The sequence below is a fragment of the Oryzophilus luti genome (assembly GCF_059726245.1).
Genome location: NZ_AP040874.1, coordinates 3,273,222 through 3,289,690 on the forward strand (window position 1 = coordinate 3,273,222; position 16,469 = coordinate 3,289,690).

Consider the following 16,469-nt stretch of genomic DNA (forward strand, 5'->3'; position numbering starts at 1 on the left):
AACAACTATAAACAGAAAGGCGGACGCCCTTGCGCCCGCCTCATGCGAAGTCTTTACTTTTTGCCCTCTGCTCAGACCAGCAGTTCCTGCATGGCCTCCCACTCGCGCTCCACGGCTTCCGGGTCTGAACTGTTCTCCAGCAGCACCACGGCATGCGCCAGTGCGGCGTTCTCCAGGTTCATGCCTTCGGGCGTCTTGGCCTTCACGCTCACGGCGCCCACCTCCACATGCAGCAACTCGGCCACACTCTGGCGAATCCGCAGCGCATGCGGGCCAATCTTCGGACGCTCCAGAATCAGCGTGGCGTCCACGTTCACCACCTGGAAGCCCGCCTTGCTCACCTGACGCATGGCTTCCTCAATGAAGGTCACGGAGTTCGCGCCCTTCCACTTCGGGTCGCTCGGAGGGAAGTAGCCGCCAATGTCACCGGCGGCGATGGCGCCCAGCAGCGCGTCGGTCAGCGCGTGCAGCAGCACGTCGCCGTCGCTGTGCCCGGCCAGGCCGTGCGTGTGCGGCAGCTCCACGCCGCCAATCTTCAGCGGAATGTCCGGCGCAAAAGAGTGCGAGTCGAATCCGTAGCCAATGCGAATCATGAAACGCGGGGGCTGGGGATTAGCGGTCGGGGATCAGGGAAATCAAATGCAGCATCAACGCTGAGGTTGCATCCCTGAACCGAGGCCTCTAAGCCCTGCTTCCTTTCATCAGGAACTCGGCCAGTTCGAGATCGGCCGGAGTGGTGATCTTGATATTCCGTGCGCTGCCCATCACCACGTGCACGGCCTTGCCGGCGCGCTCGAAGAGGCTGGCTTCATCGGTACCCTGGAAGCCTTCGGCGCGGGCATCGTCAAACACCTGCTTCAGCTCTCCGTAATGGAAGCCCTGCGGCGTCTGCGCCTGCACCACCTGCTCGCGGGGAATGGTGGTGCGGATGATTGCGCCGTCCTGTGTGCGCTCCACGCGCTTGATGGTATCGACAGCCGGTACGCCCGCAATGGCCGCGCCGTAGCGCTTCACTGCTTCAACCACGCCGTCGATGGTGGCGGGCTCAATGAACGGACGCACCGCGTCATGCACCAGCACCACGTCGTCGGCCTCGGCCTGGAGCGAATCGAGCGCGTTGGCCACCGACTGCTGGCGGTGCTCGCCGCCTTCCACAACCTTCACCGGCTTGCCTAGCTTGGCCTTCTCCAGCTCGGGCGCAAAGGCCTCTGCCTCACTCTTGCGCATGGCAACGGTGATGGAGTCGACCGCCGCGCAGGAAGCAAACTTGCGCAGCGTGTGGATCAGGATGGGCACGCCCGCCAGCTCCAGAAACTGCTTGGAGCGCAAAGCGCCCGTCGGTTTCGAGACGCCGCTCATGCGCGTCCCAAGGCCAGCCGCAGGAATGATGACAAATACTTTCATAAGGGCTTGTCAGTATAGAGCGGCAGGGCCAGATTTTCCAAATTCCGGAGGTAACACGAGCGTTGTAAACCGAAAGGCGTCAGCGCCCAGAGAAGAACGCAGCGGAATGATTGCATGTCATAGAGCTTGCTTTCAGCCGCTTCCGCAGCACGCGGTTCCACCACATCACAAAGCCGGTAGCGAACAGCACGCCCGGCGTCAGGCCCAGGAGCACCCACACCAGTTTCACGGGCAAGGCTCCCCACTGGCCAAAGTGCAGGGGGTAAAAGGCAAGGATGGTGGCGGCCAGCGCGCCTTGGTCGCGGGAGTCAACCACCTTCAGAACGTCGCCTGTGTACTGATCCACATGGATTTGCACGCGTCCGGCGAGCAGCGCCCAGCCGGTGTGTTCGGCCACGAGCGTGATGGAGCCTTTTGCGTCCGGCGGAAGGATGAGGTACTTGGGGCGGCAATCGGAGCACATTTGCGCGCGGGCACTGGCAAAGGCCGCATCGATCGCAACCGGCTTTCCTCCACTGGCCTTCGACGGAGGATAGTTCAGCAGCCAGGTCAGCCGCTGCATGGGCGTGCGCGTGAGCGTGGCCAAGGCCGCCGCCATCGGCACCGGGTAGACAAAGAACACCCCGGTAAAGCTCATGGCCAGTAACACCCCTGCCAGCCAGAAGCCGCACGTGGTGTGCAGGTCGTAATTCACACGCTTCCATCGCGCGCGCAATTTCATGGTCAGTCCGCGACGCCAATGCGCGCGGCCCGGCCACCATGCGATCACTCCCGTCATGCACAGCAGCAGCAGCACTGCCGCCAGCGCACCGTTGACCTTCTCACCGGTCTCGCCCGCAAGGAGGAAATAGTGCAGCCGCGCCATCCAGCCAATCACACCTGCGTATGGGGCGCGCACTCCAAGCACCGTCCCCGTGTACTGGTTCAGGTAGACATTCGGGCCGTAGGGGTGCTTGGACGTTTTGACCGGCAATGTCCAGGCATGGATGGCTTCGCCCGGCTCACTGGGGAACTCGAAGCCTCCAACGCGATAGCCCTGCACACTTGCGGCGGTGTTGCGCACCATTGCATCCAGTGAGGCTTGTGTAGAAGCAGCCTCTACGCGATAGACCGCAGGCTCCGCCCACGCGTGCAACTCATTCTGAAAGACCAGCACACTGCCGCTGACGCCAATGGCCAGCGCATAGAGTCCGATGATCAGCCCCGCCCACAGATGCACCTGGAAGGCCGCCCGCCGCAGCCACGTGCGACGGGGTTCCTTCCAGTAGGTTGCAAGCCAGTGCGTCTCGGCCATTATTTCTGCTCGGCCTCGCCACCCCAGCGGTAGCGAAGACTGCCGGTCACGTTGCGTCCGTATCCATAATTGCAGTAGCTCAGGCTCAGACAGCTTCCAACGTAGGTACGGTCGAACAGATTGGCGGTATTCACCGCCAGCCGGTAATTGCGCCACTCGTAGAACAGCGCGGCATCCACCAGCCCATGCGAAGGCACCCAGAAGGAGTTGTTATCGCTGCCGGCCATGATGCCCGTGAAGCGCACGCCCGCGTTCACACCCAGCCCCGCCAGCCGCCCGCGCGGCTGCGAATACTCCGCCCACAGCGAAGCAGTATTTTCCGGCACCAGAGTCGGGCGCTTGCCAATCTCCGAGGCATCATCGCTCTTCGTCACCGCCACGTCGTCGAAGGTGTAGGCTCCGCGTAGCTTGAACGCTCTGCTGAGCGCAAGCGTTCCTTCCAGCTCCACGCCGCGCGAGCGCGTCTCGCCCGTCTGCCGCTGGAGCGTTGGATTCGCCGGATCGCTGGTCACCACGTTCTGCTGCCGCAGGTTGAAGAACGAGACCGTGACAAAGCTGTTCATGCCACGCGGCTGGTACTTCACACCCGCTTCGTACTGGATGCCGGTCGTCGGCTTGAAGGGCGTGTTTGTTGCGTTGACGCCATCGGTTGGCAGAAACGACGTGGCCACGCTGAAATACGGAGCAAGCCCAACGGAGGTCACATAGCTCGCGCCGATCTTGCCGGTCAGCTTGTGGTCGTCGTGCACCTGGTGGCCCACGCCCATGGTAAGCGGGTCGGTGTGCGCCGTGTCATAGCGCCCGGCGGCGGTCACAATCAGCCGCGAAGTGAGCTTCACCTGGTCCTGCACGTAGAAGCCTGTCTGGTGCGTGGAAGTCTCCGTCAACGAGGAATACGGAAGGTTGCTGACGATATTTCCATAGACTGGGTTGAACAAGTCGATGGGCGAGCCGAGGTTATAGGCATAACCCTGGTTGGTGGTGGAGTTCGTGTAGTCCACGCCGAAGAGAGCATTGTGGCGCACGCGTCCGGTGGCAAAGCTCGCCTGCGCCTGATTGTCGAGGGTGTAGAGGTCAAGCTTGTAGAGGCTGTGGTCAGCGAGCCGGTCGAAGGTGCGCATGTCGTTCTCGAGGTTGTAGCCGTAGGTCACGTTGCCGTCCCACGCCGCATGCGTCTTGCGGAAATTCTGCCGCACGGTCCACACCGAATTAAAACGGTGCGTCGCCAGGTAACCGATGGTGGAGGACTTGCGGTGGAAGTTGTCCCAGCCCGGCTCGCCATAGAAGGCGTCCACCGGAACCTTGCCATTGGGGTTCGGCAGCAGCGTGCCGTAGGCGGGCATGAACTGCTCCCAGTTGGTGCGGTCCTTCTGGTAGCTCCCGAGCAAGGTGATGGAGGTCCTCGCCGTCGGGTTCCAGGTCAGTGCCGGCGCAATGAACAGGCGGTCATCCGGTACGTGACGCACCTGTGTGTTGCTGAGGCGGGCAAGGCCGGTCACGCGGTAGAGCAGCCGGTTCTTCGCGTCGAGCGCGCCCATGAAGTCACCCGTCAACTGCTTGCGGTCGAAGCTGCCGAACTCCATACCCAGCTCGTTCATGCGCAGCGCCTGTGGACGCTTGGTGGTCATGTTCACTAGTCCGCCCGGCGCATTCTGACCGTAGAGCACCGAACTCGGTCCCTTCAACACGTCGATCTGTTCAAGGCCATACGGTTCATAACGGCCGCCCATGCTGCCGCCAGCCCAGTTCATGCCGTCGAGAAAGACGCCATAGGCGCCCTCGGTGAAGCCGCGGATCAACATCCAGTCGTAGCGCGGGTCGTTGCCGTAAGGCTCTGCGTTCACGCCCGGTGTGTAACGTAGCGCGTCACTGACGGCGTGCACGCCCTGCGCAGTCATCTGGTCATTGGTGATGACCGAGACCATCTGCGGCGTCTCCAGCAGCGGCGTGTCGGTCTTGTTGGCCGACTGCGCCTCCACGGCCACGAAGCTGTCCGTGTCGGTCACGGTCACTTCACTGAGGACATGATTGAGTTGCAGCGTGAGATCTCGCGTCACCTCCGCGCCGCGCAGCTCCACATGCGAGGCTGGCAACGCGAGGCCCGGCGAGCTGGCAGTCAACTGATAGATGCCGGCTGGGACGCTAATGCGATAACGCCCGTCCGGCCCGGTTACGGCGCGAAATTGAGTACGATTGCAGGAGAGCGCAAGAAAGGCTCCCGATACAGCAGCGCCCCTGGGATCGGAAATCTGTCCGCTGAGATGAACTTCAGCAGCATCGGCGTCAACGCGGCAAACGCTGTCGGGAGGCTCCGCAGCCGGAGCCTCTGTGACGGCGACGGCTGCGGAGGCAGCAGGTTCGCCCGTGACGGCGAACACCGCGGAGGGAAGCAGAAGGAAGAGCAGCACGAGCAGAACGGCAGGGGAGAGCCTGGGGCGACGATGGGGCATACGGCGTGGGGTACTCCTGAAGTTTATTTGTAATTGAAAATGAAATTGAAATTCATGTTCAAAACATAGAAAAACTACGCCCCTCTCCGCCCTTCTGTCAAGCCGCAGCCTCCCCGTGCCTGCAACACCCAGCGAGGAGAATGCTGCCGGCCGCCAGCATCCTCTTCGCCTGCACGCCGCAAACAGCGGGAAAAATCAAAGGCCCATCCAAATGGATGGGCCTTCGTATCAGAGATGAGTTCCGTATCGGTTAGTGCTGGCTCGGACCCTGCCCTTCGGGCTTGTTGTTGTGCGGGTTGCCGTTCTCCGGCAGCATGGCCGGCTGCGGATTGCTCTTGCGGTGGTCGGGCGGACGCGTTTCAGGCTTGGCCATGCCGGTCTGCCCGCGCTCGTCGAACTTGCCGAAAATCATTTTGCCGGCCGTGGTCTGCAGCACGCTCGTTACGCTGATCTCGATCGTCTTGCCGATCATCTTGCGCGCGTTGTCCACCACTACCATGGTTCCGTCATCCAGATAGGCAACGCCCTGGTTGTATTCCTTGCCTTCCTTCAGGATAAAGACCTTCATGATTTCGCCGGGCAGCACGATCGGCTTCAGCGCGTTGGCCAACTCGTTGATGTTCAGCACGTCGACGCCGTGCAGTTGCGCCACCTTGTTCAGGTTGAAATCGTTGGTGACGATCTTGGCCTCGTACAGCTTGGCCAGCTCGATCAACTTCATGTCGACTTCGCGGATGGCCGGGAAATCGTCTTCAACGATCTGCACCTGCAATGTGGTGATCTTCTGGATGCGCTGCAGAATGTCGAGGCCGCGGCGGCCGCGGTTGCGCTTGAGCGAGTCGGCCGAATCGGCCACCAGTTGCAGCTCGCGCAGCACAAACGACGGAATGGTAAGCACGCCGTCAAGGAAGCCGGTCTCGGCAATGTCCGCAATGCGGCCGTCGATGATGACCGAGGTATCCAGCAGCTTGTAGGTGCGCTTACTCTGCTTCTCGCCGCCGAAGATGCCGCCCAGGGCGTTCAGGTTCAGCAGGTCGCCCTTGGCCGCGCCCACAATCAGGCCGATGTAGGCCATCAGCATGATCACGAAGAGCTGGAGGAAGTTCCGCAACGCCTCGTTCTCAATGCTGCTGCGGATCACCAGGCTGAACATGTAGGCGCCAACGATGCCTGAAATGCTCCCCAGCAAGGCGCCGATCAGCCGCCGCAGGGTAATGCGGCGCAGACGGATTTCAAAGACGATAACGGCAAGGCCGATGATGGTGCCCGCCGCCGCTTCCAGCGCCGGATTCCGCATCCCGAACGGGTGCAGGGTGGCGCAGATCATGGCAACGGCAAAGACGAATAAGACCCGTATGATGATGAGATCCAAGCATGTCCTCCAACCGGAAGGCAGTTGCTTTCCTGCCCACGGCACTACTTCCATTAAAGAAAGCGGAGCAGTTCCAGCTTGCTGAATGATCGTGCCCTACTGCACAACTCCCTCCGCATGCTCCGCTTGCGGACGGAAAAAAGTACGGTGCAGTATATAACACAGCCCCTGGAAGCTATGCTCCTATATTACAAAGAGATGCGCTTCCTTGCCCGGGCGCTCCAGAGTCTTCTTATCGATATTTTCCGCGCGGTTTGCTTGTCGTAACAAATGTTGCAAAAATACAACACCAGCAGTTTTCAATCGAGAAATTGATATTTACAACGCAAGTGGCAAGAATGCCACAGGAAATCCCCGCCTCAGACTTGTAGGCTATTTAGTTTGCAGGATCTTGATTGCATGAGTTTCGAGAACACAATCCGTTCGGCCATTGAATTCACCGGCGTGGGGCTGCATAGCGGCGTGCCCACCACCATGCGTGTGCTGCCCGCTCCGGTCGGCACCGGCATTCAATTCCGCCGCACGGACCTCGATGATTTTGTGATCGAAGCCAACGGCCGCAATGTGGCCAAGGTGAGCTACGCCACCAGTCTGATGAAGAAGGGCGTGCTCATCTCCACCACTGAGCATGTGCTCTCGGCCTTCATGGGCGTGGGGTTGGACAACGCAGTCGTCGAGGTCAACGCGCTGGAAGTTCCGATTCTCGACGGCTCGGCCAAGCTCGTGGTGGAGGAGATTCTGCGCGCCGGGTTGCGCCGCCAACGCCGCCGCCGCACCTACCTGCGCGTGCTGCGCGAGGTCGAAATCCGCGAGGGCGACAAGTTCATCGCCGTCTATCCGGCGGAAAACTACTCGGTCAGCTACCACATCACGTTCCCGCCACCGATCGGCGAGCAGTCGATTGAGATCAAGATCGGCGATGCCACCTACCTCGACCAGATTGCCCCGGCCCGCACCTTTGGCTTTGTCGAGGACGAGAAGACGCTGCGCAACATGGGCCTCATCCGCGGCTGCTCGGAGCAGAACGCCGTTATCCTCAGCCGAGAGCGGCAGGAGATCGTCAATCCGCCGTTGCGCTTCCCCGACGAATTTGTGCGCCACAAGGTGCTGGACCTGATCGGCGATCTGGCCCTGCTGGGGCGGCACATGCTGGGCCGTGTGGTAGCCGAACGCGCCGGACACGCCATGCACGCCGCCTTGGTGCAGCGCCTGCTCAAGGACCAGACGCTGGCCGAGTTGACCACGCTCGACGCCTCGCCTGCCGAACTGGAACCGGTCGCCGACTAACTCCTTCCCTGTTTTGCACTTGCTTTCCTCAGGTGTGGAATAATCACCCTCTGGAGCCCTGTGCCGAGTCCTCACCGACCGGCGGGCATCCAATAGAGTGTGAAGAATTCCATGCAAAACGCTACGTTGCAGAGCTACGAAAAGCAGTTCTTCTTCCAGAAATACGGGCTGACGTCCGCGGACCTGGAGAAGTATCTTGGCGCCGCGCTGTCGGCTGGCGGCGACTACGCCGACCTCTACTTCGAGTACGTCACCTCGACCGGGCTGAGCCTCGACGAGTCGATGATCAAGTCGGCCTCGCAGGGCATCTCGGCCGGATGCGGCGTGCGCGTTGTTACCGGCGAGCGCACCGGCTACGCCTACACCGACGACCTTGCGCCCGAAAAGATTTTGAATGCCGCGCGCACCGCCGCGCTGATTGCCAGCGGCCCGGCCAAAACGCCGGTGGTGGACCTGAAGGACCATCGCGCGCACGACCTGTACCCGGCTGCCGCCAGCGACACCGAGCTTGACGCCAAGGTGGAGCTGCTGCGCCGCGCCGACCGCTTTGCCCGCGCCCACGATCCGCGCATTAAGGAAGTGCGCGCCAGCTATGCCGACGAACTGCGCCGCGTGCTTGTGATTGGCAGCGACGGCAGCTTTGCCGAGGACGTGCAGCCGCTCGCGCGGTTGAACGTTTCGGTCATCGCCCGCAAAGACGATGGCACCAGTTCGCGCGGCTCGGCTGGTGGCGGCGGACGCCACTCGTTCGACATCTTCCTGACCGAGAAGACACCGGAGCACTTTGCCGAAGAGGCTGTGCGGCAGGCCATCATTCAGTTGGATGCGCGCCCCGCCCCGGCCGGCGAGATGGAGGTTGTGCTCGGCCCTGGCTGGCCCGGAATTCTGTTGCATGAAGCCATCGGCCACGGCCTGGAGGCGGACTTCAACCGCAAGAAGACCTCGGCTTTCAGCGAGCTGCTGAACAAGCGCGTGGCCAGCGACAAGTGCACGGTGGTCGATAACGGAACCATGCCCGGACGCCGCGGCTCCATCAACGTGGATGACGAGGGCAACGCGACCAACAACACGGTGCTGATTGAAAAGGGCATCCTGAAGAACTACATGAGCGACAAGCTCTCCGCGCACCTGATGGGCCTGCCCAACACCGGCAACGGACGCCGCGAGAGCTACGAGCACATCCCCATGCCGCGCATGACGAACACCTACATGCTGGCCGGCGAGGATTCGCCCGAAGACATCATCCGCTCGGTCAAGCGTGGCCTGTACGCCGTCAACTTCGGCGGCGGGCAGGTGGACATCACCAACGGCAAGTTCGTCTTTGCCGCCAGCGAGGCCTACCTGATCGAGGACGGACGCATCACCGCGCCGCTCAAGGACGCAACCCTGATCGGCAACGGCCCTGACGTGCTCACCCGCGTGAGCATGGTGGGCAATGATTTGAAGCTCGACGAGGGCGTGGGCACCTGCGGCAAGGACGGACAGAGCGTTCCGGTCGGCGTCGGCATCCCCACCCTGAAGGTGGACCGGCTGACCGTCGGCGGCACCGGAGGTGCAGAGTAATGGCGACGACAGCGACACAGATTGACCTGAAGGAAATTGCCACCGGCGTGGTGGCGCAGGCAATGAAGCAGGGAGCTACCAGCGCCGAGTGCGTGGTGCGCGATGGCGACGAGTTCTCTACGGTCGTCCGTCTCGGCGAGGTCGAGACCCTGAAGGAATCCGGCAGCAAGGCGCTGGGCGTGCGTGTCTTTTTCGGCAAGCGTTCGGCCTCCACCATGACCAGCGATCTATCTCCGCAGGGCATTGAGCAGATGGTGCGCTCGGCCTGCGAGCTGGCGCGGCTCACCAGCGAGGACCCGCACGCGGGCATCCCCGAGCCGGAGCTGCTGGGACAAATATCGACTGATCTCGATCTTTATTATGACGACGTAAACTCGCTGCCCACCGCCGAGCGCATTGACTGGGCGCGCCGCGCGGAGAAGGCCGCAACCTCCGGCGATCCGCGCATCAAGAACAGCGAGGGAGGCACCTTTGACTGCGCCACCGGGCGCAAGGTGCTGGCCAATTCGCACGGCTTTGTCGGCGAGTTTCAGCGCAGCTATTGTTCGATTTCCGCCGTGCCCATTGCGCAGGACGAGCAGGGCAACATGCAGCGCGACTACTGGTACTCGGTCTCGCGCACGCTGAAGACGCTCGAGTCTCCCGAGGAAGTGGGGCGCATTGCCGCCGAGCGCACGCTACGCCGTTTGGGCGCGCGCAAGGTCAAAACGCAGAAGGTGCCCATCCTCTTCGACCGCCAGACCTCGAAGGCGCTGCTCGACCACATTGCCGAGGCCATTAACGGCGACGCCGTCTACCGCCACGCCTCGTACCTGGCCGGCAAGCTCGGGCAGAAGGTGGCCGGCGCGAACATCACCGTCATCGACGACGGAACCATGGTCGGCGGTTTCGGCTCCAGCCCGTTTGACGGCGAGGGCGTGCCCACGCGGCGCACCACCATCCTTGAGAACGGCGAGCTGAAGAGCTACCTGCTGAACACCTACACCGCCCGCAAGCTCGGCTTGGCCACCACCGGCAACGCCGCCCGAGGACTGGCCGGAACGCCCGGCATCTCGAATGGAAACTTCTACCTGGAGCCGGGCACAAAGACGCCCGAGGAGATGATCCGCGAAGTGAAGCAGGGGCTGCTGGTCACCGAGTTCCTCGGCTTTGGCGTGAACCTGGTGACGGGCGACTTCTCTCGCGGTGCCAGCGGCATGTGGATTGAGAACGGTGAGCTGGCCTTCCCGGTCGAGGAGATCACCGTCGCCGGCAACCTCGGCGACATGTTCTCCAACATCAGCGAGATCGGCAACGACCTCGAGTGGCGCGGCTCCATCGCCTGCCCCACCCTCCGCATCGAGGGCATGACCGTCGCAGGCGAATAAGAGCGGTTCTCGGTTGCAATCAGAAAGGGAGGCTTCGCGCCTCCCTTTTTCTTGCGCCCGACGCGATAGCCGCTTCGGTGCCCCGCGCCTATCCTGAGCCTGCCGAGGGTTCGGCGCGTTCCAGCGAAGCTAACCTAGGTTGCGGAGTCCCTCACAATTCCACGACTGTCATTCCGAGCACAGCCTATGGGCGCACCGCGCGTACAGGCGCAGTCGAGGAACCTTTTGTTCTGACCTTGCGTGGAAGGGAAAACAAAAGGTGGTTCGATTCCGCGCGTGCCTCGTCGAGGCCCGCGCTCCGCTCACCATGACATGCTGGAGGAATGAATGTATCGCCAAGGTGCAGATTCCCGCAAAGAGAAAGCCGGGCACAGTGCCCGGCTTGGTGAATGTCGCACTCTCCGCCCTACTGTGCGTTAGCTTCAAGTTCTGCACTCAACTTGATCTGCCCACCCGAGACCTTCAGTTTCCGCTGCCAGGGTTTGAACCCTTTCTTACTGATCACAACCACGTGCTCACCTGGCGTGACCTCGACGTTTGACGGCGTGTTGCCTACGAATGCGCCGTCAATTTCGATATCGGCTCCCTCCGGAATAGAGGCCACGGAGATGGATGGTGCAATCGGAGCAGCAACCGAGGCGGGTGGCACGGGAGTTCCGGTCGCGGGTACGGCGGCCTTCTCCGCAGCTGCGCGCATCCGTGCAGCATTGCTTGTCCAGTGCTTCGAGATCGCGTCGCAGGCTTCTTGCACTGAGCCCCCTAACGACAGGGTCGATTTGCTGACAACAATGTCTCCGGCGATGCGCTCGAACACTGCGACTTTGTTCTTGTGTTGCAGCAATCCCTTTCCGCCCTCGTGATCAAGCTCCACGATATAGTCGGCCCTTGTTGAGATGTTGTTCACAGTCACGTTTGGGCAACGCTCTCCAAAGGTCTTGATGATCTCCGCAGTCTGAGGACGCGCACCGCCTGTTGAGGCTGCCCCCCAACTGCCATTGGATCCGCCGCCGCCGCCGCGCGTTTCCCAAGACTGGCTGTCCGTAATGAATACATACGGTTTCTGCTCCGGAGCTGGAGTGGTCGGTTGTGACTGTCCAAACAAATAAATCCCGGCTAGAAATAGCAGCGACATAGCTGCCCAAGCTGCCCTCTTCATGCAGATGCCTCCCAAAAGTTATTCAGTTGAAACTACGCAAGTCTAGTCTTGCGTAGTGAAGGGTCAACTGAATTCTCGCTGACTTCGATTTAGCTCCGCCCCTCTGCCCGCGCTTGCCCACCTGGTCTACAATTGACCCCTATGGCAGAGACGACCCCCACTCCGCAGACGCCCTCCACACCCGAGCCCTTGTTCAGCGCCGGTGCGCCCGCGCGCGAACCGGATGGCCGCAACTGGGTGCCCACCGTGGTGGGTCTGGCGCTGGTGATTGTGGTGGTGATCGGGCTGGCCGTCTTCAGCCGCACGCGCCAGTCGGCGCCCGCGCAGGCCGACCCTTACGCGCAATACCTCCAGGTGAGCGACTCGCGCATGAGCTCCGCCGATAACTTTGTCGGCGCCACCGTCACCTACGTCGACTTCACGCTCACCAACACCGGCTCCAAGAAGCTGATGGGCGGTCTCGTCGAGGCCACCTTCCGCAACACCCTCGGCGAAATTGTGCAGAAGGAAGTCTTCCCCATGCGCGCCATGGTCAAGAACCCGCTGGGCGGCTATGACGACCAGCAGGAGCTGGCGCGCTCGCCCATCGCACCGGGCAAAAGCGCCACCATCCGCCTCACCGTTGAGCACGTCTCCATGGACTGGAACCAGGCGCAGCCCGACTTCCGCTTCCTGAACCTCAAGGTAAAATAGAAGCCGGGGACAAGATCACCATGAATCACCGCTTTGTTTCTCCGCTGCCCACGGTGGCCGAGCTTGAGGTCAAGGCCTCCGAGTGCGAGCAGTTTGCCGAAGAGCAGAATGACGCCGCAGCCGCCTCCTTGCTGCGCGCCGAGGCCGACCGCCTGCGCCGCTGGGCCGCTTCGCTGACCAACGGGCGCTGGACCGCCTAGCCCTCCGCGCTTTCCACACCATTTCCTCAGACAGAGGAAAACCCCACGCCCGATGAGCGTGGGGTTGTGATTTTGCAGCGAGAGTTCGACCACCATCGATGTTCTAATCCCTGGCCCCTAATCCCTACCCCCTGCGATTTAGATCGTCACCACCAGCTTGCCGAAGCTCTTGCGCTCGAGCAGCAGTTTGAAGGCGTCGGCCGTGGAGGCCAGCGGGAACTTGGCGCCGATGACGGGCTTCAGCTTTCCTTCGAGCACCCACGGCTCCATGGCCTTGAGCGCCGCGGCAATCAGCGGCTTGTTCTCCGCCAGGCGGCTCAGCCACAGGCCGTGCGCGCTGGCGCCCTTGTTATAGAGCGCGAGCGTATCAAACTTTGGGCGCTCGCCGGTGGCGGTGCCGAACAGGATGACGCGCCCGAGGAAGGCGCAGCAGCGCAGGCTCTTGGCCGTGTGCTCGCCGCCCAGGCTGTCAAAGACGGCGTCCACGCCTTCGCCGCGCGTGGCGGCCAGGATGCGTTCTTCGTAGTCGTCGCGCGTGTAGTTGATGGCGTGGTTCAGCCCAAGGTCGGCGAGCTTGGCTAGCTTCTCATCGCTGCTGGCGGTACCGAAGGTCTCCACGCCGAGCAGGCGGCCCACCTGCACGGCAGCCGTGCCTACGCCACCGGCGGCGGCATGGATGAGCGCGCGCGGCCTGCGTCCGGCGTGCCCCGTTGGGCTGGGATCGGCGGGAAGGTCAGCCGGAGCCTTAGCCAGTCCAGCCTTCCAGTAGAGCAGCCACGCGGTCAAGAAGTTGACGGGGAAGGCCGCCGACTGCGACGACGACCAGCCTTCATACTGCGGCCACAGCGCGTCGCGGGCAATGGCCACGCGCTCGGCGCAGGCGCCGTACTGGCAGTAGCCCATCACGCGCTCGTTGGTTCCGGCAATGGTGCCGGCAAATTCGCGTCCGCAAATGTAGGGAGGCTTGGGCCCGCCGGGGTAGCGGCCCTTGGCACCGAGCGCGTCGGCAAAGTTGATGCCCACGGCTTCCACGTTGACGACGACTTCGCCCGCGCGCGGAGCCGGCTCGGGAACATTCTGCAGAGCAAGGCCCTCAGGCCCGCTGGTTGCGGTAACCACAATGGCTTTCATGCCGCTGATTGTATAACGGCATGTTCCCAGTTCTCAGTTCCAGGTTCTCAGAGAGTTCGCTGGCTTTATGAAAATGGATGGGTTCCGCACTCCGTGCCCCAGGTCTGCCCGTTATTGGCAGACGTGGGGACTTTACATCTTGGACGCACAACGAAAATCCGGGAAAACTTATTCGAGAGGCGTTCTACTCCCTGAACCCTCTCTCCTTCAGGTAGCTCTCGACCTCGCTCTGGCGGGCGGGGGAATCGAACAGGCAGCCTTGCAGGCCGGCGCGCAGCGCGCCGTCGATGTTGACCTGCTTGTCGTCGATGAACAGCACGTTCTCCGGCTTCAATCCCATGTTGCGGCAGGTCATCAGGTAGACCTCGGCGGCGGGCTTCACCATCAGCACCTCGCAGGTGTAGGTGCGCGTGGCAAACTCGTCGAGCCAGGGAAACTTGGCGCGCATCACCGAGAGCATGTCCCACTGAATGTTGCTGAGCACGGCGGTCTTCAGCCCGGCGCTGCGCAGGCGGCGCGCCAGCTCGATCATGCTGTCGTTCGGGCGCGTCCACTGCACGTTATCGAGCGCGATGATGTGCTTGATGCGCACCGCGTCATACGGGCCGCTGCCCACATGCGCGTCGGCGGCCGTGGGGTAGCGCTGGTAGTCCGTGGGCTTTACGCCGCCGGCGGCGCCCACCTGCTGCCAGTAGCCCGCGCCGTCGCACTCGTTCACATCGTAGCCGTCGCGGAACTCCCAGTAGAGCTGTTCAAAGCGCTCGACCGGCGCGATGCAGCAGGCGGCAGCCAGCCGCTTCCAGTCCTCTGCCGTTGGAGGCAGCGAGAGCACTTTGCCGTAGTCGAAGATGACGCCGTGAATAGGGGTGAGCGGTGCGGAGGTGTGATCGGCCATGATACTTCTAGTTTGCTTCATCCGGGGCCTTGGCGTCACGCACGCGGTACGCAGGGCTGTTGCAAATTGTGATTGCCTGCGCCGGGCCGGTGAAAAAGGACTATCGTAATAAGTGGCGATGCTGCTCAGCGGCCACGGCTCTGAGCGCCCCAGGCTCCCGCCTGGCCCGCCCCAAAACCTCCGCCGCTCATGGGTGAAGACCTGTGCCAAAGCCGGCTGCGCAAGCTCGCGCGAACCTAGGAGGGTTTATGTCAGAGAATCTTGCAGGTGACGTTTTACAAGGGGAACACCACACGGATTTGAGCGCCGAGGAAATTGCCAAGGCCCTGGAGCGCCACAACCGCAAGCACAAGGGCGACGCCAACAAGGCCCACATGCAGTCCAAGTCGGCGTCGAAGAAAAAGTAGCGTGAACGCCATGCGAGCGCTCAACTTGTGTCCCCACTTCGCTTCCGAAGTGGGGATTGTTGTTTGCGCGCCGCATGCCGGGCTTTGGATTGCCTGCCTCATCACCTCCGCGCAGGCACACGCCGCCCCTATGGCATAATGCCGCCACCCGCAAACCATGCGGGCGGGAGCAACCCAATGAGCGCAACGCCGAAGCAGGTGCTGCAAACGTGGGTGGAGGCCTTCAACCACGCCGACGCCGACGCGCTGGCCGCCTTGTACGCCGAAGACGCCGTGAACCACCAGGTCACGCAGGAGCCAATCGCCGGCCGCGCCGCCATCCACGAGATGTTCCGCCGCGAGTTCGCCGCCGCCAACATGGTCTGCATCGTCGAAGCCATGTATGAGGATGGCGAGGTCGCCATCTTGGAGTGGCGCGATCCGCTCGGGCTACGCGGCTGCGGCTTCTTTACCGTGCGCAACGGGCTCATCGCCTTCCAGCGCGGCTACTGGGACAAGCTTAGCTTCCTCAAGATGCACCACCTGCCCATCGAGTGAGCGGGGCTTGCAGGCCGCGCCAATCGCAAAGCCGCGCCACGAAGATCAGAGTATTGCGGAGTAAGCTGAGAGCGTCATCATTCCAACGGGAGTCTTAACTCATGAAGGTTCTTTTGATCAGCGGCAGTCCGAAGAAGGACGGCAACACCATGCAGTTGATGAACGAGTGCGCCAAGGTGATTGAGGAGCGCGGCGTGGAGGCCGAGGTGCTTTCGCTCGCCGGACACAAGATTGAATCGTGCATCGGCTGCCTGCACTGCAAGAAGACAGGCAAGTGCGGACTCAATGACGGCCTGAACGAGATCATCGCCAAGCTGCGCGAATCCGATGGCTTCATCGTGGGCACGCCGGTCTACTTCGGCACCGCGCGCGGAGACGTAATGTGTGCCCTGCAGCGCATCGGCTACGTCTCGCGCAACTCGGACAATTATCTGGCGGGCAAGGTGGGCGGCCCGGTGGCGGTGGCTCGCCGAGGCGGACAGACGCTCACGCTGCAGGAGATGCTGATGTTCTACCTGATTAACGACATGATCGTGCCCGGCTCCAGCTACTGGAACATGGTGTTTGGCCGCCTGCCCGGCGACGCCATGAATGACGAAGAGGGCGTGCAGACCGTGCGCCACTTTGCCGCCAACGTGGCCGAGCTGGTGAAGAAGCTGAACGACTGAGGTGACGCCGCAGTTGCGGTTCGCCTGCAAGATTCAAGGCAAAGC

The 16,469-nt window shown here is 62.2% G+C and carries 16 protein-coding genes; 8 read left to right on the forward strand and 8 right to left on the reverse strand.

Translation table 11 applies throughout. The annotated features are described in order from the left end of the window. Positions 1-71: 71 nt before the first annotated feature. The 5 genes from ispF to AC6IZO_RS13935 form a co-directional block, all read right to left on the reverse strand. Positions 72-593 carry a 2-C-methyl-D-erythritol 2,4-cyclodiphosphate synthase gene (gene ispF, locus AC6IZO_RS13915; protein WP_497805639.1) on the reverse strand — a complete coding sequence of 174 codons (522 nt, stop codon included), beginning with the start codon at positions 591-593 and terminating at the stop codon, positions 72-74. A gap of 88 nt (positions 594-681) precedes the next feature. After that, positions 682-1,404, reverse strand: coding sequence for a 2-C-methyl-D-erythritol 4-phosphate cytidylyltransferase (gene ispD, locus AC6IZO_RS13920; protein ID WP_497805641.1), 723 nt, complete (start codon positions 1,402-1,404; stop codon positions 682-684). Between the two features lie 79 nt (positions 1,405-1,483). Continuing rightward, positions 1,484-2,698: a PepSY-associated TM helix domain-containing protein gene (locus AC6IZO_RS13925; protein WP_497805643.1), complete on the reverse strand. Its 1,215-nt coding sequence runs from the start codon at positions 2,696-2,698 to the stop codon at positions 1,484-1,486. Then, positions 2,698-5,148 carry a TonB-dependent siderophore receptor gene (locus tag AC6IZO_RS13930; RefSeq protein WP_497805645.1) on the reverse strand — a complete coding sequence of 817 codons (2,451 nt, stop codon included), beginning with the start codon at positions 5,146-5,148 and terminating at the stop codon, positions 2,698-2,700. Before AC6IZO_RS13930 ends, AC6IZO_RS13925 begins: the two co-directional genes overlap by 1 nt. A gap of 250 nt (positions 5,149-5,398) precedes the next feature. After that, positions 5,399-6,520: a PIN/TRAM domain-containing protein gene (locus tag AC6IZO_RS13935; RefSeq protein ID WP_497805647.1), complete on the reverse strand. Its 1,122-nt coding sequence runs from the start codon at positions 6,518-6,520 to the stop codon at positions 5,399-5,401. Positions 6,521-6,919: 399 nt separating this feature from the next. Between AC6IZO_RS13935 and lpxC the strand changes: the two genes are divergently transcribed. The 3 genes from lpxC (at position 6,920) to AC6IZO_RS13950 (ending at position 10,737) form a co-directional block, all read left to right on the forward strand. Next, the gene (gene lpxC, locus AC6IZO_RS13940) at positions 6,920-7,807 is read left to right on the forward strand and encodes a UDP-3-O-acyl-N-acetylglucosamine deacetylase (RefSeq protein WP_497805649.1); all 888 of its coding nucleotides are present in this window, start codon (positions 6,920-6,922) and stop codon (positions 7,805-7,807) included. A gap of 111 nt (positions 7,808-7,918) precedes the next feature. Next, complete coding sequence (tldD, locus tag AC6IZO_RS13945; RefSeq protein ID WP_497805650.1) at positions 7,919-9,370, forward strand: metalloprotease TldD; 1,452 nt, start codon at positions 7,919-7,921, stop codon at positions 9,368-9,370. Continuing rightward, positions 9,370-10,737 (forward strand): TldD/PmbA family protein, encoded by a 1,368-nt coding sequence (locus AC6IZO_RS13950; RefSeq protein WP_497805652.1) that lies wholly within the window; start codon positions 9,370-9,372, stop codon positions 10,735-10,737. The genes tldD and AC6IZO_RS13950 overlap by 1 nt, the downstream gene beginning before the upstream one ends. Before the next feature lie 406 nt (positions 10,738-11,143). On the opposite strand, the gene AC6IZO_RS13955 is transcribed toward AC6IZO_RS13950, so the two are convergent. Next, entirely contained in the window at positions 11,144-11,893 is a 750-nt protein-coding gene (locus tag AC6IZO_RS13955; protein WP_497805654.1) for a PEGA domain-containing protein, read from the reverse strand. 141 nt (positions 11,894-12,034) lie between these two features. On the opposite strand from AC6IZO_RS13955, the gene AC6IZO_RS13960 reads away from it, so the two are divergent. Further along, complete coding sequence (locus AC6IZO_RS13960) at positions 12,035-12,586, forward strand: hypothetical protein (protein WP_497805656.1); 552 nt, start codon at positions 12,035-12,037, stop codon at positions 12,584-12,586. Positions 12,587-12,606: 20 nt separating this feature from the next. Next, positions 12,607-12,786 carry a hypothetical protein gene (locus AC6IZO_RS13965; protein ID WP_497805658.1) on the forward strand — a complete coding sequence of 60 codons (180 nt, stop codon included), beginning with the start codon at positions 12,607-12,609 and terminating at the stop codon, positions 12,784-12,786. A gap of 138 nt (positions 12,787-12,924) precedes the next feature. Here AC6IZO_RS13965 and AC6IZO_RS13970 read toward each other — a convergent pair whose 3' ends face one another. Both AC6IZO_RS13970 and AC6IZO_RS13975 read right to left on the reverse strand, forming a co-directional pair. Next, the gene (locus tag AC6IZO_RS13970) at positions 12,925-13,917 is read right to left on the reverse strand and encodes an NADPH:quinone oxidoreductase family protein (RefSeq protein WP_497805660.1); all 993 of its coding nucleotides are present in this window, start codon (positions 13,915-13,917) and stop codon (positions 12,925-12,927) included. Between the two features lie 184 nt (positions 13,918-14,101). Further along, the gene (locus AC6IZO_RS13975; protein ID WP_497805662.1) at positions 14,102-14,812 is read right to left on the reverse strand and encodes an HAD-IA family hydrolase; all 711 of its coding nucleotides are present in this window, start codon (positions 14,810-14,812) and stop codon (positions 14,102-14,104) included. A 248-nt stretch (positions 14,813-15,060) separates the two neighbouring features. On the opposite strand from AC6IZO_RS13975, the gene AC6IZO_RS13980 reads away from it, so the two are divergent. From AC6IZO_RS13980 to AC6IZO_RS13990, 3 genes are all read left to right on the forward strand, one after another. Further along, positions 15,061-15,219: a hypothetical protein gene (locus AC6IZO_RS13980; protein ID WP_497805664.1), complete on the forward strand. Its 159-nt coding sequence runs from the start codon at positions 15,061-15,063 to the stop codon at positions 15,217-15,219. A gap of 177 nt (positions 15,220-15,396) precedes the next feature. Next, positions 15,397-15,756, forward strand: a complete 360-nt coding sequence (locus AC6IZO_RS13985) for a nuclear transport factor 2 family protein (protein WP_497805666.1) — start codon at positions 15,397-15,399, stop codon at positions 15,754-15,756. Between the two features lie 101 nt (positions 15,757-15,857). Next, positions 15,858-16,424, forward strand: a complete 567-nt coding sequence (locus tag AC6IZO_RS13990) for a flavodoxin family protein (protein WP_497805668.1) — start codon at positions 15,858-15,860, stop codon at positions 16,422-16,424. Positions 16,425-16,469 lie beyond the last annotated feature (45 nt).

What these genes read in the sequence shown, in the direction of transcription:
- AC6IZO_RS13930 (WP_497805645.1), bottom strand. Translation starts at nt 5,148, where the DNA reads ATGCCCCATCGTCGCCCCAGGCTCTCCCCTGCCGTTCTGCTCGTGCTG.
- lpxC (WP_497805649.1), top strand. Translation starts at nt 6,920, where the DNA reads ATGAGTTTCGAGAACACAATCCGTTCGGCCATTGAATTCACCGGCGTG.
- AC6IZO_RS13975 (WP_497805662.1), bottom strand. Translation starts at nt 14,812, where the DNA reads ATGGCCGATCACACCTCCGCACCGCTCACCCCTATTCACGGCGTCATC.
- AC6IZO_RS13925 (WP_497805643.1), bottom strand. Translation starts at nt 2,698, where the DNA reads ATGGCCGAGACGCACTGGCTTGCAACCTACTGGAAGGAACCCCGTCGC.
- AC6IZO_RS13980 (WP_497805664.1), top strand. Translation starts at nt 15,061, where the DNA reads ATGTCAGAGAATCTTGCAGGTGACGTTTTACAAGGGGAACACCACACG.
- AC6IZO_RS13955 (WP_497805654.1), bottom strand. Translation starts at nt 11,893, where the DNA reads ATGAAGAGGGCAGCTTGGGCAGCTATGTCGCTGCTATTTCTAGCCGGG.
- AC6IZO_RS13985 (WP_497805666.1), top strand. Translation starts at nt 15,397, where the DNA reads ATGAGCGCAACGCCGAAGCAGGTGCTGCAAACGTGGGTGGAGGCCTTC.
- AC6IZO_RS13970 (WP_497805660.1), bottom strand. Translation starts at nt 13,917, where the DNA reads ATGAAAGCCATTGTGGTTACCGCAACCAGCGGGCCTGAGGGCCTTGCT.
- AC6IZO_RS13950 (WP_497805652.1), top strand. Translation starts at nt 9,370, where the DNA reads ATGGCGACGACAGCGACACAGATTGACCTGAAGGAAATTGCCACCGGC.
- AC6IZO_RS13990 (WP_497805668.1), top strand. Translation starts at nt 15,858, where the DNA reads ATGAAGGTTCTTTTGATCAGCGGCAGTCCGAAGAAGGACGGCAACACC.
- ispF (WP_497805639.1), bottom strand. Translation starts at nt 593, where the DNA reads ATGATTCGCATTGGCTACGGATTCGACTCGCACTCTTTTGCGCCGGAC.
- AC6IZO_RS13960 (WP_497805656.1), top strand. Translation starts at nt 12,035, where the DNA reads ATGGCAGAGACGACCCCCACTCCGCAGACGCCCTCCACACCCGAGCCC.
- tldD (WP_497805650.1), top strand. Translation starts at nt 7,919, where the DNA reads ATGCAAAACGCTACGTTGCAGAGCTACGAAAAGCAGTTCTTCTTCCAG.
- ispD (WP_497805641.1), bottom strand. Translation starts at nt 1,404, where the DNA reads ATGAAAGTATTTGTCATCATTCCTGCGGCTGGCCTTGGGACGCGCATG.
- AC6IZO_RS13965 (WP_497805658.1), top strand. Translation starts at nt 12,607, where the DNA reads ATGAATCACCGCTTTGTTTCTCCGCTGCCCACGGTGGCCGAGCTTGAG.